26 protein-coding genes and 2 pseudogenes are annotated in these 17,739 nt (G+C 48.0%); 23 read left to right on the top strand and 5 right to left on the bottom strand.

All coding sequences use genetic code 11. The features are described from left to right. The gene (spoVAC, locus tag OCY70_RS17745) at positions 1 to 483 is read right to left on the bottom strand and encodes a stage V sporulation protein AC (protein WP_213427296.1); all 483 of its coding nucleotides are present in this window, start codon (positions 481 to 483) and stop codon (positions 1 to 3) included. Between the two features lie 11 nt (positions 484 to 494). Further along, positions 495 to 1,355 (bottom strand): DUF421 domain-containing protein, encoded by an 861-nt coding sequence (locus tag OCY70_RS17740; protein WP_261945073.1) that lies wholly within the window; start codon positions 1,353 to 1,355, stop codon positions 495 to 497. Between the two features lie 270 nt (positions 1,356 to 1,625). On the opposite strand from OCY70_RS17740, the gene OCY70_RS17735 reads away from it, so the two are divergent. Further along, positions 1,626 to 1,832: a DUF1657 domain-containing protein gene (locus tag OCY70_RS17735; protein ID WP_213427303.1), complete on the top strand. Its 207-nt coding sequence runs from the start codon at positions 1,626 to 1,628 to the stop codon at positions 1,830 to 1,832. 66 nt (positions 1,833 to 1,898) lie between these two features. Here OCY70_RS17735 and OCY70_RS17730 read toward each other — a convergent pair whose 3' ends face one another. Further along, the gene (locus OCY70_RS17730; RefSeq protein ID WP_213427298.1) at positions 1,899 to 2,483 is read right to left on the bottom strand and encodes a diacylglycerol/lipid kinase family protein; all 585 of its coding nucleotides are present in this window, start codon (positions 2,481 to 2,483) and stop codon (positions 1,899 to 1,901) included. A 126-nt stretch (positions 2,484 to 2,609) separates the two neighbouring features. On the opposite strand from OCY70_RS17730, the gene OCY70_RS17725 reads away from it, so the two are divergent. Then, complete coding sequence (locus tag OCY70_RS17725; RefSeq protein ID WP_390905278.1) at positions 2,610 to 4,193, top strand: IS5 family transposase; 1,584 nt, start codon at positions 2,610 to 2,612, stop codon at positions 4,191 to 4,193. Here OCY70_RS17725 and OCY70_RS17720 read toward each other — a convergent pair. Next, positions 4,087 to 4,404, bottom strand: coding sequence for an acylglycerol kinase family protein (locus OCY70_RS17720; RefSeq protein ID WP_261945135.1), 318 nt, complete (start codon positions 4,402 to 4,404; stop codon positions 4,087 to 4,089). The two genes, OCY70_RS17725 and OCY70_RS17720, sit on opposite strands and share 107 nt — an antisense overlap. A gap of 202 nt (positions 4,405 to 4,606) precedes the next feature. Here OCY70_RS17720 and OCY70_RS17715 point away from each other — a divergent pair, with 202 nt between their 5' ends. Further along, positions 4,607 to 5,599 carry an MGDG synthase family glycosyltransferase gene (locus OCY70_RS17715; protein WP_249725646.1) on the top strand — a complete coding sequence of 331 codons (993 nt, stop codon included), beginning with the start codon at positions 4,607 to 4,609 and terminating at the stop codon, positions 5,597 to 5,599. Positions 5,600 to 6,072: 473 nt separating this feature from the next. Here OCY70_RS17715 and OCY70_RS17710 read toward each other — a convergent pair whose 3' ends face one another. Further along, on the bottom strand, positions 6,073 to 6,498 hold the full coding sequence (locus OCY70_RS17710; protein WP_213431194.1) for a helix-turn-helix domain-containing protein: 426 nt from the start codon (positions 6,496 to 6,498) through the stop codon (positions 6,073 to 6,075). A gap of 390 nt (positions 6,499 to 6,888) precedes the next feature. Here OCY70_RS17710 and OCY70_RS17705 point away from each other — a divergent pair, with 390 nt between their 5' ends. The 20 genes and pseudogenes from OCY70_RS17705 to OCY70_RS17615 form a co-directional block, all read left to right on the top strand. Next, complete coding sequence (locus OCY70_RS17705; protein WP_213431193.1) at positions 6,889 to 7,269, top strand: hypothetical protein; 381 nt, start codon at positions 6,889 to 6,891, stop codon at positions 7,267 to 7,269. Further along, positions 7,266 to 7,493: a helix-turn-helix domain-containing protein gene (locus OCY70_RS17700; protein ID WP_213427615.1), complete on the top strand. Its 228-nt coding sequence runs from the start codon at positions 7,266 to 7,268 to the stop codon at positions 7,491 to 7,493. The genes OCY70_RS17705 and OCY70_RS17700 overlap by 4 nt, the downstream gene beginning before the upstream one ends. A 71-nt stretch (positions 7,494 to 7,564) precedes the next feature. Beyond that, positions 7,565 to 9,595, top strand: coding sequence for a Mu transposase C-terminal domain-containing protein (locus OCY70_RS17695; protein WP_261945072.1), 2,031 nt, complete (start codon positions 7,565 to 7,567; stop codon positions 9,593 to 9,595). Between the two features lie 16 nt (positions 9,596 to 9,611). After that, positions 9,612 to 10,580 carry an AAA family ATPase gene (locus OCY70_RS17690; RefSeq protein WP_213431191.1) on the top strand — a complete coding sequence of 323 codons (969 nt, stop codon included), beginning with the start codon at positions 9,612 to 9,614 and terminating at the stop codon, positions 10,578 to 10,580. Between the two features lie 12 nt (positions 10,581 to 10,592). Next, on the top strand, positions 10,593 to 10,922 hold the full coding sequence (locus tag OCY70_RS17685; protein ID WP_213431190.1) for a hypothetical protein: 330 nt from the start codon (positions 10,593 to 10,595) through the stop codon (positions 10,920 to 10,922). Beyond that, complete coding sequence (locus tag OCY70_RS17680) at positions 10,906 to 11,061, top strand: hypothetical protein (protein WP_261945071.1); 156 nt, start codon at positions 10,906 to 10,908, stop codon at positions 11,059 to 11,061. The genes OCY70_RS17685 and OCY70_RS17680 overlap by 17 nt, the downstream gene beginning before the upstream one ends. After that, entirely contained in the window at positions 11,039 to 11,338 is a 300-nt protein-coding gene (locus tag OCY70_RS36185) for an AbrB/MazE/SpoVT family DNA-binding domain-containing protein (RefSeq protein ID WP_390905277.1), read from the top strand. Before OCY70_RS17680 ends, OCY70_RS36185 begins: the two co-directional genes overlap by 23 nt. Then, positions 11,335 to 11,964 carry an ABC transporter permease gene (locus OCY70_RS17675; RefSeq protein ID WP_261945070.1) on the top strand — a complete coding sequence of 210 codons (630 nt, stop codon included), beginning with the start codon at positions 11,335 to 11,337 and terminating at the stop codon, positions 11,962 to 11,964. The genes OCY70_RS36185 and OCY70_RS17675 overlap by 4 nt, the downstream gene beginning before the upstream one ends. 11 nt (positions 11,965 to 11,975) lie before the next feature. After that, positions 11,976 to 12,383, top strand: a complete 408-nt coding sequence (locus OCY70_RS17670; protein WP_213431367.1) for a regulatory protein GemA — start codon at positions 11,976 to 11,978, stop codon at positions 12,381 to 12,383. 239 nt (positions 12,384 to 12,622) lie between these two features. After that, positions 12,623 to 13,486 (top strand): ATP-binding protein, encoded by an 864-nt coding sequence (locus OCY70_RS17665; RefSeq protein WP_213431368.1) that lies wholly within the window; start codon positions 12,623 to 12,625, stop codon positions 13,484 to 13,486. Between the two features lie 19 nt (positions 13,487 to 13,505). Continuing rightward, positions 13,506 to 13,694 (top strand): hypothetical protein, encoded by a 189-nt coding sequence (locus OCY70_RS17660; protein WP_213431369.1) that lies wholly within the window; start codon positions 13,506 to 13,508, stop codon positions 13,692 to 13,694. Positions 13,695 to 13,717: 23 nt separating this feature from the next. Further along, complete coding sequence (locus tag OCY70_RS17655; protein WP_261945068.1) at positions 13,718 to 14,152, top strand: hypothetical protein; 435 nt, start codon at positions 13,718 to 13,720, stop codon at positions 14,150 to 14,152. Then, positions 14,152 to 14,382 carry a hypothetical protein gene (locus OCY70_RS17650; RefSeq protein WP_213431371.1) on the top strand — a complete coding sequence of 77 codons (231 nt, stop codon included), beginning with the start codon at positions 14,152 to 14,154 and terminating at the stop codon, positions 14,380 to 14,382. Before OCY70_RS17655 ends, OCY70_RS17650 begins: the two co-directional genes overlap by 1 nt. A gap of 25 nt (positions 14,383 to 14,407) precedes the next feature. Continuing rightward, positions 14,408 to 15,142 carry a peptidoglycan recognition protein family protein gene (locus OCY70_RS17645; RefSeq protein WP_261945067.1) on the top strand — a complete coding sequence of 245 codons (735 nt, stop codon included), beginning with the start codon at positions 14,408 to 14,410 and terminating at the stop codon, positions 15,140 to 15,142. A gap of 42 nt (positions 15,143 to 15,184) precedes the next feature. After that, on the top strand, positions 15,185 to 15,511 hold the full coding sequence (locus OCY70_RS17640; protein ID WP_213431483.1) for a Mor transcription activator family protein: 327 nt from the start codon (positions 15,185 to 15,187) through the stop codon (positions 15,509 to 15,511). A 112-nt stretch (positions 15,512 to 15,623) separates the two neighbouring features. Beyond that, positions 15,624 to 16,052: a guanylate kinase gene (locus tag OCY70_RS17635; protein ID WP_306433995.1), complete on the top strand. Its 429-nt coding sequence runs from the start codon at positions 15,624 to 15,626 to the stop codon at positions 16,050 to 16,052. Next, positions 16,052 to 16,255 (top strand): hypothetical protein, encoded by a 204-nt coding sequence (locus OCY70_RS17630; protein ID WP_261948779.1) that lies wholly within the window; start codon positions 16,052 to 16,054, stop codon positions 16,253 to 16,255. Before OCY70_RS17635 ends, OCY70_RS17630 begins: the two co-directional genes overlap by 1 nt. Positions 16,256 to 16,314: 59 nt before the next feature. Beyond that, a complete protein-coding gene (locus OCY70_RS17625; RefSeq protein WP_213431480.1) occupies positions 16,315 to 16,632 on the top strand; it encodes a hypothetical protein in 318 nt (105 codons plus the stop codon). Further along, positions 16,632 to 17,193 (top strand): annotated as a pseudogene (locus tag OCY70_RS17620) (DUF3486 family protein). The gene OCY70_RS17625 and the pseudogene OCY70_RS17620 overlap by 1 nt, the downstream one beginning before the upstream one ends. 80 nt (positions 17,194 to 17,273) lie before the next feature. After that, positions 17,274 to 17,739: pseudogene (locus tag OCY70_RS17615) on the top strand (phage terminase large subunit); the annotation flags it as partial.

Below are 17,739 nucleotides of genomic sequence, written 5' to 3'. Positions count from 1 at the left end.
TCAATGACCTCCTCCAGAGGGATTGAAAATTAAGGTAAGAATCCCGATAATAAACGCGGCTACGGTTCCGAATACAATGACCGGCCCGGCCAGTTTGAACATTTTGCCTCCAACGCCCAATACAAGTCCTTCGCTCTGATGCTCGATCGCCGCCGAGGCCATCGAATTGGCGAATCCGGTTACCGGTACGGCCGACCCTGCCCCGGCCCACTGAGCAATTTTATCATATACACCGAGGCTGGTCAGAATCACGGAAGTCAGGATCAGCACGGCTACGGTCGGATTCCCCGCCTTCTTCTCGTCGAAACCTCCCCAATGAATGAACATGTCCTGTATGCATTGTCCGATGAAGCAAATAATTCCTCCAGAAATAAAGGCCCGGACACAATTTTTGAGTACCGGCCGCGCCGGTTCTCTTTTCTTGGCAAGTTCCTGGTATTCCTGCTGCACAGGGGTCAATTTTTTCTTCTGGTTATTCGCCATATCCTTTCTCCTTACCGATGCAATAATGGTTTTAGATCCGATATTACGTTTAGAAGCTGCTGCGAACACTGCTCATACATTTGTTTGGCTTCGCGGTTCTGGGTCGCCAGTCCGAACATTTCCAGATCCGCTTCGCATTTTTTTAAGGTTGCGAATAGAACAGCTCGTTTTTGGGGCTCGGGAACCTTGATTTGATTGTCGTACAGATCGACATACAATTGTCCGTGCGCATCCACTTGCCCAAGAAACACATTTTCGAGAGCAACCCCCGTTTTTTCCAGTTCCGTGTTCAGCCATTGCCGGTTCAATCCAATGGTAGCAAGCGGTTCGTCCATAATACTGCCATCCATGATTACCGTTTGCGGTTCTTGTTCCGGTGCCACCTTGATGCCAAGATGCTTGGCAGTGAGCGGCTGATTTTCCCTCTTGAGCAGGACATTGACTTCTCCGCTCGGCTCCATAATCGCGAATTCAACGTCGGCCGCTTTGAATACCTGTTTTTGGCGCAGCTGCTCCAACAGTTCATCGATGGTAAGCCGTTCTTTTTTCAGGTTGTCTTCCATTATTTTTCCGTCTTTAATTACGACCGTCGCTTTGCCCTCGATAATATCCCTCATGGTCTTACTTTTCAGCTGTACAAATTCAATACCTAATGCCACAGCTACCCATACGCCTAAAGAGACAAGCCCCAAATACCATGTGGCTTCCAAATCCATCGAAACATAGGCGGCAAGGCTCCCTATGGTAATTCCGGTTATATATTCGAATACGGAAAGCTGAGTCACTTGCCTTTTTCCCAAAAGCTTAGTCATCAGGAAAAGAACAATGACTGCCATGAATGTACGCCAAGCGATCTCCAGCCATTGCGGCACGTAGTTACCTCCTTTCATCATGTCGATCCAGATTATTTGTTAAATCAGCGTTCGAAATGCGACTATAGATTTTCCATGACAGGTCCGGCGTTGGTACTTTTGACGAACTTTCGGATATCACATGATTTTTGTCCATTGTTGGTCCCGATTGGCTTGAATGGTCAATCATTAATTTCCATGTATGATTTCAAAATCAATACGGTATGTTATAAATGGAAAATGGGTTGGGTCATTATTTTAACGCTGCACTTCAGAAAGGTGGTGACATCAATGACGGTAGGATCTCAAGTGAAAACTTGCCTGGCTTCCTTGAAAAGCGCACAAGCCAGTCTTGAACAGTTCGCATTGGCAACTGAAAATCAAGAGGCAAAGTCCCTCTACACAGACGCTGCCCAGCAGACGCAGCAAATCGTGGACCAAGTAGAAAGCCGCGTGAAGCAATTAGAAAACGAGGAACCACAATATAAAGGTTTTTAAAAATAAAGAGTTACAGCATGTCATTGGTGATGGCATGGCTGTAACTCTTCTGCTTCAGATTATTTGTTACGCTAAGGACGGAATGAACTGAGGATTGTAAATAACATGAATCGCATCCTGATAAACGGTCACTTCAAGAGGCGTCTCGCCGATCATTTCCCCATCTCCGTGTGCTATCATCGGTGATTCCGTATAGACTTCTACTTTTCTTCCTTGCAGCGTGGTTACGGCGGGGTGAAAAATGTGATTGCCGCGAAATACATTAGGAAAGATTCTCATTAAGGTCCAGCGGGATACTCCTTGAACGATGCAAATATGAAAAAAACCGTCCGTATAACAAGCTTCCGGGCAAATCTTCATTCCACCGGCATAGTTAGGTAAATTGGCGACGGCGATTAGCCAGACATCGGAATAGATCATTTCCTTACCGTCGACTTTAATGTGAACATCGACAGGCTTGTAACGCAATACGACTTGAATGAAGCTCAATACGTAAGACAAATTACCCATTTTCAAATGATTCAACCATTTTTTATAGCGTGACAGGTTAGCGGTCTGTGCGACCTTCCCATCGATCCCGATACCGATAACGGTGGTATAGCATTTTCTTCCAATCCGGGCGATGTCTATTTTTTTCGTTGTCCCCGTCAATAAATAGGGCTTGCTGAACAATCATTTTTCAAAGGTTTTACAAGGATTTCTGGACTCTAACTCGAAATAAAATGCAAGGAAAATGCGAATTTCTTGCAAAAAATCGTGCACGTGGAGTGAGCCGACATGTATCGTAGAACCGAAAGCCAGCTTCAGTTGTTCGAAGATTTCTACTTGCCGTTTGGCGGTAAATTAAATAAGGAGAACCGTTGGGTTCAACTGGCCGCTATCATCCCGTGGTGGCGGGCAGAAGAATTCTACGCGAAGTCGTTCAAGAAATCAATGCGCGGTCAGATCCCTTTGTCTGTTCGTATGGCTTTGGGAGCGCTGTACATTCAGGAACGTATGCAGCTCGATGATCGAGAGACGGTCCAGCAGATCGCCGAAAATCCGTACTACCAGTACTTCCTTGGGCTGCCGGCGTTCCAAGATAAGCCTCCGTTCCATCACTCGCTGTTGACCCATTTCCGCAAGCGATTGGGTGCGGATGTCATTGAACGAATCAACGATTGGATTTTGGAAGAGGACGCAGAGCGAAAGAAGCAGGAACAAAACAAGAGCGATCCTCAAGATCCTCCAGGCAGCGGCCATGGCTCTGATGGAACATCCGTTAATGAAGACGGCAAAAGCAAAGAGAAACCATGCAACAAAGGCACCTTGATGCTCGACGCGACCTGCGCACCGGCCGACATCTCGTATCCGACCGATTTGAAATTATTGAACGAGGCGCGGGAAAAACTCGAAGCGATCATCGATGTTCTGCACGAGCCTTTCGTCGGGAAGGCCAAGAAACCGAGAACGTATCGTCAAACCGCCCGCAAACGCTACCTCGAGATCGCCAAGAAACGGCGAACGGGTGCCAAAGCCATCCGGAAAGCGGTTGGCAAACAGCTTCGTTATGTTTCGCGTAATCTTGGCATCATCGAAATGCTGGCAGCGAAAAGCAGCTTGAATCAACTGGGTTCGCAGCAGTATCGGCAATTGCTCGTCATTTCCGAGCTGTATCGTCAACAGCAAGAGATGTACGACAAACGGACACACTCGGTGGAAGATCGAATCGTCAGTCTTTCCCAACCGCATGTACGGCCGATTGTCCGCGGGAAAGTGAATGCTCCCGTCGAGTTTGGAGCAAAGCTGGCGATCAGTCTGGTGGACGGTTACGCTCGGATGGAGAAGCTGTCCTGGGATAACTTCAACGAAAGCATGACACTGAAAGCTTCCGTGGAGTCGTTCGTCCAGCGATATGGGTGTTATCCGGAAGCCATTCTAGCCGACCAAATCTACCGAAATCGGGAGAACCTTCGCTATTGTAAGGAGCATGGAATCCGTTTGAGTGGTCCAAACTTAGGGCGTCCGAAGAAAGAAGCGGAACCCGATCGGAACCAGGCCAGACAGGATGCTTCAATGCGTAACGCAATCGAAGGAAAATTCGGAGAAGGCAAACGCTCCTACGGACTGGGGCGTATTCGAGCACGCCTTCGAGAGACAAGCGAAACGGTCATTGCCCTGCAACTGCTTGTTATGAATCTCGAACGCAAGCTGCGCGTTCTCTTTTTGCCGATTTTCAGACTGCTGCTGAATCTGTGCCGTCAGCCTCTGTGGCCTAAAAGGCAATATGTTCAGCAAGCCCTAAATACTCGAGCGCTTTTTTTGCGTTTAAAGGAATATGCAGTCCCCTGGCCAAATCATTGCCGGAGCCTGCAGGTATGATTCCCAATGGAATGTTACTTTCTGCGATTTCATGAGCTACGCTTTGAATTGTGCCGTCCCCTCCTACAATGACAAAAGCTGTCATCTTGTCATGATCTATCATATATTGCCGTACAAGAAGGGCAGCATGGGACGGGCTGTCTGAAAACTCGACTTTATAATGAACTTGTCTGTAGTGAAGTATTGGCTCGATTCTTTTCCAGGTTTTCATTCCTTTACCGTTACCGGATATTCTGTTCACAATAAATAGATACATACGAATTCCCCCTATCCATCTATCTACACTTTTTCCGAATTGCCGGTCGTGTATACCAAAAGGATAGAGCTTAACGTTCGCGCTTCGAATGAATGAATAATTTTCGCTTGATCGCACCAAAATAAATGAGAAACTTCAGGGGCGAATGAGAGGAATTATGAAAAAAAAGATATTAATCCTTTCCCAATTATTTGGGAGCGGTCATACGAAGGCGGCAGAAGCATTGGCGCAAGGCATTGCGCAGTTGGAACCGTCCATACATACGCAAATTGTTGAAATCGGTAAGATGCTTCATCCGAAGAGCACGGCTATCTTCTTTCACTCGTATAAAAAATTGATTACGATGTATCCTTGGTTATGGAAAAAAATCTATGAATCAAAACAAAGCCAGCCTATATCGGACTGGCTTCAGTTCACGATCTACCAGTTGTTTCATCGCAAGCTGGAACAAATGTTGGACCAAATCCAACCGGATTTGGTCATCTGCACACATCCCTTTAACAGTTCTTCCATAGCACGCTTAAAAAAAAGAGGCTATCCGATTAACCTCTGTACGGTGATCACCGATTTTCACGCTCACGGAATGTGGGTCCAACCCGAGGTGGACCTGTACCTGGTATCCGACGATGACGTTCATCAACAATTACGGAAGATGGGAATTCCTAAATATCGAATCGCGGTGACGGGAATACCGGTCAAGTCGAATTTCTGGAAGAAAACCGACAAGCAAGAGGCAAGAAGAAGATTACATTTGAAAGACTTACCTACCGTCATGATTATGGGTGGAGGGCTGGGACTGGGCGGAATTCAGGAGTTGGCCCATTCGCTTATTAAATGGAGGGAGTTCGTTCAGATATTGATTTGTACCGGATACAACGATTCACTAAGGTTTGCCTTGCAGCGCAACGCACATTTTCAGCATCAACATATCGTGATTCTGGGCTTCGTCGACATGATTGACACGCTATTGGATGCAGCGGATCTATTAATTACCAAACCAGGCGGACTCACCTGCTTCGAGGCCTTGAGCAAAGGAGTTCCGATGCTCATTTTCCAACCGATTTGTAGATTATCAAATAATGTGACACAAACGAGATGTCATAAAAAGATGTGGGAAAACGGGGGAAATCCCGATATTATCAAGGATTAGACGGGATGAGATGAGTAGGAAATATTCTCACGAATTTTGACACTGGATAAGATGTGGATAAAATTTCGCCGCCGCTGTTGAGTGAGTGAATGAATTGTTAGAGATCGTTAGTGAGGTGTTACAAATACGTTAGACCCGCACGAATAAAGGATTTCCCTCTCACAGTAAAGATAACTACAGCTTAGAATGCTTGAACCTGCGGTCTGGATTAATCGGAAATATGTGCTCAAGCCATTTTTTTAATGGGAAAAGTCCGCGAACCCTTGATACAATTAAGATAACGCCATTTTCGGGAGCTATAAATTAGGAATTTTAATCGGAAATACGGAAATGGAATAAAATAGATAAAAACCAAGGATCGACGAAACCCATTCGCCGATCCTTAATTGCGTTTTCTTTATCTATAATACCATAATTTCTAAGAGGCCAGTGCTCAATAAATGATATGAAATCCTATCATTCGAACCAAAAAATTAAGCAGATCTAGTGGCTGCTTCTTCTCTTCCGTCTCCATTCGTCGAGTACGATTGTTTACTAGAACTGTCAGTCTTTCGTTCTGACAGATATATCTCGATGCGTTCTTCAATTCTGCCTTGTTCTTTCTCAGTCAATTGGTGGAACTTCGCTAGTAACTCAAGGTCAGATGGAGATATTTCAAATGGTGTGCCTGACTTTGCTTCGTTCTCTTCAAGCCCTGGTTCTTCACCTTTTAAAATCCAATCAACAGACACACTGAAATAATTCGATAAATTGATCAGAGCTTTACCCCCTGGCACGCTCTTATCCTTCTCCCATTTATCCACACTCCCCCCGGCAACACCCAGGGCCTTCTCAAGCTTACCCATTGAAAGGCCTTTTAAATCTCGTAAATACTTGATTCTTTCTCCGATTGTGTTCAAAATAACCACCCTCCACATGATATTTTCGATACAATCACCATTCATCGATTATTTTCACATGAAATTTTCTATATTTCTCTTGACCTCACATGATATTTTCAGTAATATGATGATAGATAGTAAATCATATCAAAATCTTAGCACACAACTAGAGGCAAAAACAGATGAATCGCCTGCTCTTTGACAACTAAATAGCAATAAATCACTGAAAAAATTCCAAAAAGTAAGGATGGTGATTTGAAGATAATTTCAATGGTGTCCAACAGCATCATGCAATATACCCTGTAAACGCAAAATAGCGGCTGCCTTGTACAGCGACCGCAGCATGCTCCTTGACAACTGAATAGCAAAAACCTGGAAGATACCCTACAAGGAAGGGGGTGAACAGAGTTGAGCAGAACAGCAGAAGGTTTCATTGAAGACAAAAGATTACTCGCGATGTACAAGGAAGGATTTTCTCATGTTGCTGGTGCGGTTAGTCAAGTGGAATGTTTAAAACCGGAGACGGCGCAAATCTTGGTAGATGCCTATTCAGAAACTAATGGCCGCCTCTTGAAGCAAATTCGCAGCGAGCGAATTGCACTGGAAGCGGAAATCAAGCAGTTTCTGGCGCAAGCGAACAGCAAGTTGGTGTACTTGGTTGGGCTGGAACGGCATCTTAGCCAACTGCAAGAGCAACTGGAAACGATTCATCATGAAGCGATGGAAAATCAGGAGACGGCTCCAGAAGAACCATCGGTGACAGCAATAGAAGGGGGTGAACCATCATGAATAAGCGGAAGCTTAAAAAGCGGAAGCTGTCTCCTATCGGCATCATGATAAAGAAAGGGCTGGCGGAAACAGGGAAAACGCAATACGAGCTGGCTGCCGAAGTTGGAACCAGCAGCAACTACATCTACCTGATTATGATTGGAGAACGTTCCGGTAAAAGCTATCTACCTAAGATTGCGCAGGTGCTAGGCTTGAAAGACATCATAAGGGAACGTAGCGCATGACATGGATAGCTATGGGGGAGCAAGAAAAAAAGAGTACAAGCAGAGACTCGAAAAGGATGCCCCATTTCGCGATGAACGCACCCTTTTCCCGAACTCGTAAGCTTTACTCTTTCCCCCAGTATATCCGACATCAGCGGAGAAATAAAGGGGGGATTTTCGTGAGTGTGTGGCTGCCAACGAAGGATGTAGCAGACTTATATGGATTAACGGAAAGGGCAATCCGCATACGCCTTCAAAAAGGAAGTTTTCGCTTCAAGGTGGTAACAAACCACTTGAACCGGGAACAGTATTTGATTGATTTAACCTCTCTCCCAACGGAGATGCAGCAGGAATACTTGCAAAAGGTTCAGTCGGTTGAATCGGCTGAAAATGCACATTTTGAGGATGAACAAAAGCGATATACGTTAGGCGAGCTTCGGCTCATCTACGGCGAAGACAAGATGGAACGCTATTTGCTGGAAGCATTCCAGCGGATTGACTGGATAGAACAGGTCAAGGCTCTCCCTCATGGAGAGAAGGGCGAAGCCATTGAGGCACTATGCAAGGAAAAAGGGATAAGCAAGCGTTCCCTGTATCGCTGGATGGATGATTACGAGAAGGGCGGCTTAACCGCTCTCATGCGCAAGCCTCATGAAAACCGGGGGCGTTCAACCAAGCTGACCAAGCCGGAGATCATGTTCATACGCGGATTCTACAATCAATCTTTCCAGCCGAAAGGTTCGGTCGTATACGAGCAGTACCTCAAGAAGTGTAAGCAGGAAGGATGGGAGCCTATATCACAGGCAACGATGTACCGGGAGATCGCCCGGATACCGAAGCCGGAAAAAGTGCTCGCCAGAGAAGGCATGAAGGCGCTAGAGGCGAAATGCCTGCCGCAAGCCACTCGCGATCTGGAACTGCTTAAAGTCAATGAGATATGGGTCGGTGATGGTCATACCATTGCCATTCTCATTCCGCACCGCAATCGAATCAAGCGCTTTACGATGTCGGCATGGATGGACATGCGTTCGCGGGCCATGGTTGGTTGGTGCATTGGCACACATGGAAGCAGTCAAACGGTAGGACTGGCTGTCCGGCATGGCATCCTTCCGAAGGAGAACTCTCCTATCCAAGGATTGCCGGGCTTCGTATATATGGACAACGGAAAAGAGTATAAGAACAGACACTTAAATGGTGGTATACACCACTCGTCACGAATCGACTTTTCGCTTGAGCAGGAAGGATTGTTCAAGTCCTTGGACATTGGGACGCGTTTTGCCCTCCCCTATAATGCGAAGGCGAAACCGATTGAGCGGGCTTTCCAGACATTCAGTGACCGGATGAGCCGCTATGTGTTGGGATTTTGCGGCGAAAGCCCGGCGGAACGCCCCCATGATTTGAATGAGAGAGATCTCTTTATCTCCGGGCTGACTGTTGAACAAGTTGCTACCATCGTTGAGGGGTACATGAATAAGTACAACAATACGCCGCATGCTGGGCTAAAAGGAAAAACGCCGCTAGAAGTATATCAATCCGAAGCCAAATTCCGTTATGACAGTGTGCGTGAGGAAGAACTGGATTTGTTGATGATGAAATCCGACAAGGCAGCCATCTTGCCCGGCGGAGACATCAAGAAATTCGGAGTCGTATTTCACGACGAGGCACTCTACAACCTTCAGGGTGAATCGGTCACGGTACGTTATGACCCGAATCGGCTAGATGAACTGTATGTCTACCATAATGGCGAATTGCACTGTAAGGCTCAAGCGAAGGAACTGCTTCCTATGTTCGCTACGGAAGAACAGCACAAAGAGTTACAACGGCGCAAGGCCAAGGCCCGCAAGGCAACCAAGGAGGCGCTTGACGGGTATGGTATATCGGCCGCCGAGGCTCGGCGGATGGTGCTTGAAGATTATACCGATGATGAAGAGATTCTGGATATCGTATGCGGCAAGAATATCAAGGCCAAGTTGCAATCGAATAAGGTTGTACGCTTTGGCCGCGCCACGAAGTTAGCGAGTGAGAAGAAAGCCCTGGATGAACAACTGGAAGTGGCGGCAGCATCGGAAGCAAGCAGTTTCTTCGGCAAGATGGGCGAGGCGTTTTTACAAAACGTGAAGTGACAAGGAGGAACGGAACATGACTATGGCATTGGTGGATATTAATCGCTCTCAGCGAATTGAAGTATTGCAACAGTTCTTAACGGAGCTTATCGAAAAGAGAGGCATTAAGCAGCAAGACATTGCGGATGCGATCGGCAAGTCACACACCTACATATGGAGCTTCCGCAAAGAAGGAAAAGCAAGCGAAGAATTTCTTCAGCGGTTGGAGCAGTACATGGACGAAATGAATGCATCCCGTTCGAAGTCCTATGCATCATTCATGGGGAATGTGGATTTTGTTCGGACGAAGGATGCAGGAAATATTTTAGGCTTATGTGTTGCAACGGAGAAAATGAATGGCATCGGAGCTGTTCTTGGCAATGCGGGAACAGGAAAGACCCATGCGCTGAAGGAGTATGTAAAGCATAATCCGAAGGCCGTCTTCATCCGGGCCAACGGCATGATGTCGCGCTGGGGACTGCTGAAGGCAATCGGCAAGGCCATCGGAACCACGATAGAAGCACGCGGTGAAGAAATGCTGGAAGAAATCATTGAAACACTGCAACAGCAGCCGCGCGTGCTGATTGTGGATGAAATCGAGCAGCTCATGCCTGCCAAGAATATCACGAAGATCGAGATCCTCCGGACAATACATGATGAAACGAAGGAATTTGGCAACAGCCTTATCATAGCTGGCCCGGTGTGGGTGGAGCAAAAGCTCAAGAAGCGAACGGTCGGTGAAAACTACGGCCAAATCGACAGCCGCATTGATTATCTGTATAAGACGGAAGGATTAACGCAGGACGAAATAATGACCGTTATGAAAGACTTTCAAGCAACCGAAGATGCCCGAAAATATATTGCCAGCTTAATTACCCGCACGTCAAAGGGCGGCATTCGCTGGCTGTCCAAGCTGCTCCAGAAGTGTCTGGACGAAGCAAGCCTGAAGGATGGAATGATTACGCTCGACGTTGTCAGAAGTGCTACTTCCATGATGATGCTATAGGGGGCGGAGACAATGCTGACATATGAATATTCGAATCATCCGGTTGCACGCCTGTTCTCCTTTTTGCAGCATGTGACGCTCCCCGTCCCGGTTCGTCCAGCGGCCATCGTATCCGGGCTGACAGAAGACGATGTTCGCCTTGCCCTGCGTGATTCGCCGGATTATGTCGTTGACGGTGAGAGCATCCGCAGCAGGACTCCCTATGAAAAGGCATTGATGGATATGCGGCAGCGGCTCGGCGAGGAAATGACCGTTATGGAAGCGTGCTGGCTCTATCGTGAACTTGCTGGCAAGCTTGTCAATACATTTATGGAGGAGCAGCAGCATGAAGAAGCCGTCTAGACTATCGCTTTTAATCGGTGAGCTAACGCTGGAGCAGGCTGTTACATTGTATGACCTGCATCGGATTGCAATCCCCTGTGAGGACGGTACGCCAGTAGAAGACATGATTGAGGAGGATGCGTTGTATGCAGTCGTATAACAAAAAATTAAGCAAGAGTGGTTCCGTAACACTCCCGGCCGTAATACGCCGGGAGTATGGCCTATCAGGCGGCGAAAAGTTCAATATTATCGTCGATAGCGAAGACGGCACAATCCTGTTACAGCGGACGCAAGGAAGTTGCCTATTCTGCCGGAGCGATAAAGAGCTAGTTGTGTATTCCGGTCGGTTTGTGTGCTCCCAGTGCATTCAGAATCTGGAGGCCAATGTTACGGAACGGAGAGCGGCCAATGCATTTGAAGGGGGGGACGGGCGATGAATTCGGAACTGGTTCCCCTTGTTGATGAAGCACTCCGATTGGAACAGGATATGAAGCGAAGCAAGAAGCGGCTGGATGAACTGAAGGCCACCCTTACATCTGCTGGAATATTTGTCATGGACAATAAGAACCTATCTCACTATCAGATCCCTGGAAGCAAGGGCCGATTCAACCTGACATACAAGGAAAAGTTTGAAATTGATAATTATGAACGCTTGGTTGAAGTGCTTGGTGATGTGGTGGCAGCCAAAGTCAGCCGGAAGTATGAGGTTAAATTCGAGACAGAAGCACGTTTCAAGGAAGCGCTCATTGCCCTTTACAAAGGCGAATACTGCTTTGACACTTCTATTGATGACGTGCTGAGCGGCCTTGGGCTCGATAGCAACAAAGTAAAGGCAGTAAAAAAGAAGCTAAAGGGCGACTATCTGAAGGACAAGCAGCTACTCGGAAGTGTAGGCATAACTGGTGAGCTTGAAGAGGAGCTCGACGCCATTCGCCTGGCGAAGCATGGCGAATTGGTTGAACGCTTCTTCGGCCATCTCACCCCGGAAGAAATCGATACGATACGCAATTCGGTGTACGTCGAGGACAGCATTAGTGTCGGCCTAGAAGCTTTTTCTGAGTGAGGAGGGCCCTTATGGACAAAATCACCTATCCACAAATCAAGAACATATTCGGGCTTGCCAGGCAGGCCCGAATGAATAACGACGAGCTGCATGACCTGGTCTTGACTATGACCGGATCGGAGAGCATTAAGGCGCTAAGCAAGGCCCAGGGCATTAAAGTAATCGAACGATTGAATCAGATGCTGGGTAAAGCCAAGCCATCATCCCGGGCAACGCCGAATCAAATCTGGCAAATTAACAAGCTGGCCGAGGAATTAGGCTGGAAATCTGACCCTCGCCGTTTGCGTCGTTTCCTGGAGAAGCAGCAGGGCGTAAGTCATACGAGCTACCTCTCACCTGCCCAGGCCAGCAAGGTCATCGAAGCTCTGAAAGCAATGAAGCGACGGGGAGGAGTGGAGTCCAATGCCAGACGCTCTTGAACGCTACTCTCCAGCGCAACGGCAAATCATTTTTGCCTATTGGGAGACGATACGCTGGACACGAGCAACAGGGAAAATATCCGAGGGAATCAAGCAGCGTGAATACGAGTATTGGGAGCGTTATGAGCCTAGTCTTGTAATCAGAGCGCTCTCCATCCATATCGAGAAATATCCAAATATCAAAGAGAACTACACCCGGGGCATTCTCCGCAACCTTCTGAAGAAAGGCGGTGCCGCTCATGCAAGGTCTGAAAGAGGTCATGCCGGACTTGCTCGAACGCATCCAGGCAGCCAGGCAGGCAGCCAAGGCAAACGCGATATCGATATCAGCGCCGAAGCTGCCTTCCGCCGAAAACTCGGCTTATGAGTGCCCGAAATGCCGGGACGAGGGCGTCATCCACGACCCTGCTCGCAACGTGGCCTATCAATGTGCCTGCATGGAACGCAAGAAGCTGAAGCGGATCATGCAAACCACCAATATGAGCGAGGATGCGCAATTAAAGACCTTTGACAATTTCAACTTGGACGGCCTGGATCAACGCGTCATAGATGCATACGAGTTGGCGCGGGAATATTCGGATGGATTGGTCGCTCGGATCAAGAAGGGCCAAAGCTTGAAAGGCGTTCCTTGGTTCGGGCTTTTGGGCACATCCGGCAGCGGCAAGACGCACCTGGTTACGGCTACGGTCGCGCCGCTCATCGAACTGGGCATATATCCTCTGTTTTTCAATTGGGTACAAAGCTTCACGGAATGGTTTTCCTACTACAACAGCCCTGACGAGGCGTATAAGGTGGAGGAAATCCGAAAGCGAATTTACAACTGCGAGTTGCTTCTCGTCGATGATATTTGCAAAGAAAGCCAAAAAGACACTTGGATTAAGGAGTTTTATGGCATTGTTGATTATCGGTATCGAAAGCAATTACCGATCGTGTACACAAGCGAGTATTTTTCCGAATTGATTGGTTTTTTATCCGTAGCCACAGCGGGCCGCTTGTTCGAGCGAACCAAGAGCCCGAAAGGGAAAAAGTATCTCGGAAAAATGCTGTTGGATGTGGGCGAAGACCCACTGGCCTTGAACTATCGATTTAATGGACTGATTTAAGATGCAGGAGGCCTGTACAATGACCGAATACGACTATAAGAAAATAACGACTTACACACTGACGCCGCAGCAACTTGAAGCGGAGCGTAAACGGCTCGATGCGCTGAAGCCCAGGGCCAGGGATTACAAAGGAAAAACGGCTATCCTTGCCCCACAACTGGGCCATAACGGTAAATACCTGCGAAAAGGCGGCGAATGGTACTGCTAAAAATTTTAATGGGAGGAATGACCGTGCAGCAGCCTAAAAAGTTTGAATGGACAAATCGTCTCGCTTGTGTGGAAGCCTTGGCCCTAGAATGTGCCGATGGCGCAAAATTTGATTATGCCCTTCGCGTCGTCCGGCTTCGTGACTATAGTTTATATGTATCAAAAATCACGAACAAACAACTGGCAGCCCTCAAACGGGATGTTATGATACGGGTCAAAGAAATCAACATTATGCGAGAATCGGCAAATGTTGGCGACATTGTGCGCGTTCCAAAACTTGTGCCCAATCGATTCGGCGGGTACCAGCGGGACGGACGGAAGCTCGTGGAGGCCGAAGTAATTGAGAAGCATCGCCTGTCTTCAACCTTGCGTTATCGCGTTCGCCGACTACTCGATAACGAAATCCAGATCGGGAACGGCCACATGATTAAATCGATTGTGCAACGGGCGGTAAACTGATGGCAAGAAAGCCCGTCCAGAAGCCGAGCCTTGTCGCCGTACCGCCCGATCCGGATCGATGTTTTGTACTTTTCTCGACCGCTGCCCTGACGGCCAGATCAGCAGCGGTCAGCCTGGAGAGCCTTCTCCACCAATTACAAAAACAACCGGGGGAGCGTCCCGTCTCGTCTATCAACTTGGATAAAGAGTCCGGAAAAATGGAGATTCTTTTCAATCCATTATCAAAATAGTTGGCAAAGGAAGGGAGAGTTAAACGTGATTTATCGTCAAGATCATATCCCGAAAAATACAATGAAGAATCGTCGTCCTGGTTACCCGATGAATGCGACCACCATCACTATTCATAACACAGGTAATTCTGGGAGCAGCGCCAAGAACGAACGTGGTTGGCTGACGAATCCAGACAATGATCGAACGGCATCCTACCATATTGTGGTGGACGAGCACGAAGCTATTGAATGTATCCCACTCGTTGAGAATGCATGGCATGCTGGTGATGGCAGCAACGCTGCAAGCGGCAATCGTACATCTATCGCAATTGAAATATGCGAATCTGGGAACTATCAGCAAACATTACGGAATTCTGCTGAACTTGTCGCTAAGATGCTCCTTGAAAGGGGCTGGGGAGTTGAACGGCTGCGACGTCATTACGATTGGAGCGGAAAAATATGTCCCAGATTGATGTATGACAATGGCAAGTGGACTGGATGGCATCAGTTTAAAGAACTTGTGAACTCATTTCTCAGAAAGGATGAACAAGGAATGAACAAAGAAGAAAGAGAAGCCTTTGACAAATTGCTCAAGACCGTAGAGAAGCAGGATAAGAGGCTGAAGGAGCTGGAGGAGAAGCGCGACATCGAGCCTCCTTCATGGGCCAAAGAGGCGGCAGCCTATTACGCGAATGAACTGAAAACGAAAACCGGGAGTTATGATTTCTGGCGTATGCTGACCATTCAGTATCGTAAGGAGGCCGCAACGAGCAGAAATTGATTTTTTCAGCTCCTGCTATAATATGAGGAGGTGATCCGCCGGATGGAATGGCTCGATGAGCTAACGCCAGATATGCTGCCCATGCCATACCGTAAGTATGCTGAATGGATAGGATTAGATAACCTAATTACGCTGGCCAGCAAGGCCGGAGGGGATCATGTGTACATCCCCACATTGGATTTCTTCTTCCGCCGGGTACGTGACAGGCGGATCATTCAAGAGTATGATGGATATAACCATCGAGAGATCGCACAGAAGTATGAACTGAGTGAACGTAGAGTGAGAGAAATTTGTGACGGCATCCTTCCAGTTTCTCCACGGAGGGATGAGAATCAACTCCAACTTTTCGATGATGACGAGCTAAAATGAGGGGCGAAAAATCGGGGAATCCCTTCCAGACATGCAAGAAAACACTTGGTAATCTACCAGTAGAGGCTTATGCCCTACTGGTTTTTTTATTGCCTAAAAAGGAGGCTCTTACATGATGCAAGATGCAATTAACGAGATGTTATTGAATGTGGCGCTGGCGGGCCTGACTCTACTGTCTTCATTTGCGATTTACTACATACGCCGGGCTAGCGCCAAGCTGTCGGCAGAGACGGCGAAAATTGATGCGGATGCGCAACGTGCGCTGGTTCAGGCAGCTATTGAACGATTGGATGATGTTGCGACCAAGACCGTCCACCAAATTGAACAGACCGTCGCCAGTCATTTACGGGAGTCTGTCAAGGAAGGATGGTCACCCAGAGAAGAATTAATGGAACTTGCCCCTCAAGCGTATTCGGAAATTGTCCGCCAGCTCAAGCCCGAATACATGCGGGCCCTACATGACACCCTGGGCGACGCAGAGGGGTACATCATGAGCACGATTGAATCCAAGGTGCTGGAGCTCAAGGAGCGTGCTGGCTAGTGGAGTGGAATTGGATCATACAGACGGCGACGATGCTAGGCATCGGAGCAATTGGTTACTTTTTAAAAACGACGATGGCAGAACTCAAAACGCAAATCAATAAAAACGCTCAAGATGTGGATGAATTGAAAAAGAATTGGATGACTTACGTTCCGATCTCCCGTTCATCTACACGACCCGGGAGGATTTCATTAGAACGATGAACAACGTCGACAAGAAGCTCGACAAAATACACGATAGCATGCTGGGAGGACAGAGGTAGATGGATGAACAAACCTATCACGGTGTGCAACATAATAAAGCGGTTCGGGGCTATATCATGCGCTCGCTCGCAAAAGGACATAACAATTCGCTCCTATGCAGGCAATTGGTCAATGTCATGGTCAACGATGGCGTAATCATCAGCCCGGATATCTCCAAGCATCTGGATTACTTATTCAAGAAGGGCTACATCGAATATTCGAATGAGCGTGTGAATTCGTACAATGCTTATGCCAATGATGCCGTAATCCGGCTAACGGTAAAGGGCATCGATTTACTGGAGGGCTCAACTCCGGATGATCCGGGAGTCGCCATCTAATGAGCGGCAAACGAAGAAACCGCACGCGCTCTAAAGTTGACGACCTGCCTTTGCATATCAAGGATCAGGTCGACGCGATGCTTCTTGATACACGGTACACCTACTGGGAGATATCAGAGTATCTGGAGGCCCAGGGATTCGAGGTATCCAAGAGTTCCATTGGTCGCTATGCGCTCCGAGTCGGGAACGCGACGCAGCGGCTTATGGAGGCGCAAGAACAGACAAAGGCGCTAGTCGAGATGATCCGGAAAAATCCGGACGTCGATTACACCGAAGGCGGCCTACAAATTATGGCCGGAGAGCTGACGAAGAAGATGGCGCAAGCACAGGAAGAATGGGACTACATGCCGCTGGATAAGGCGGCCCCGCGTTATGGTCGCGCTCTCCAGAACAAAGGTCTATAAAGACCGCGTCCGCCAGGACATGCAGAAGAAGATCGAACTAGCATTCCAAGGGATGGAGGCAGAACTCATGGCAGCCATCAAGGCCGATCCTCAACTTGCCGGAGAACTGAAGGCGGTACTGCAAAAAGCGAAGGAAAAGATGATGGCCGATGATTAACCTGGACGAGTACCTCCGGCAACTGGAGGATGAGGCAGACAAAGAAGAACTACTCAGTCTGGAGTATCAGAAGCAGCTCTTTGAAAACTACGTCATGCGTAATGAGCAGCCACCGCGAATACCGGGAAACGTTGCTAAGGGAGTACCAAAGCGGCGCAGAACTGACAGGCCCGGATGGCTTGCGCAAGAAGCTAGGAGCCATTGACCTGGGGTATTTCGGGCGGGCTTATCTGCCCCACTACTTCGTCAGGGAATCGCCGCAATTTCACGAAGAGCTGGATAGTATATGGACTCAAGGAGTCATGAAGGGCCTGAACCCTTTGCCGGATGGGAAGAAGATATCAAGGGCGAAAGGCTGCCGCCGTGCTACAGCCGCCTCACGTGGGCATGCGAAGTCGACAAACTTCACCTTTAAGGACACTTTGCACTCGGTGGTATATGAGTACAAACATTACCCGATCATCCTCTCTGATAGTTCCGACCAGGCAGAAGGATTCCTCACGGATATTAAAACCGAGCTAGAGGATAACCCGGCCATCATTGAGG

The organism is Paenibacillus melissococcoides, assembly GCA_944800085.1.
Taxonomy (GTDB): domain Bacteria; phylum Bacillota; class Bacilli; order Paenibacillales; family Paenibacillaceae; genus Paenibacillus_B; species Paenibacillus_B melissococcoides.
Note: the sequence above shows the minus strand (reverse complement) of the source record. Positions and strands in the feature narration are given on the sequence as shown.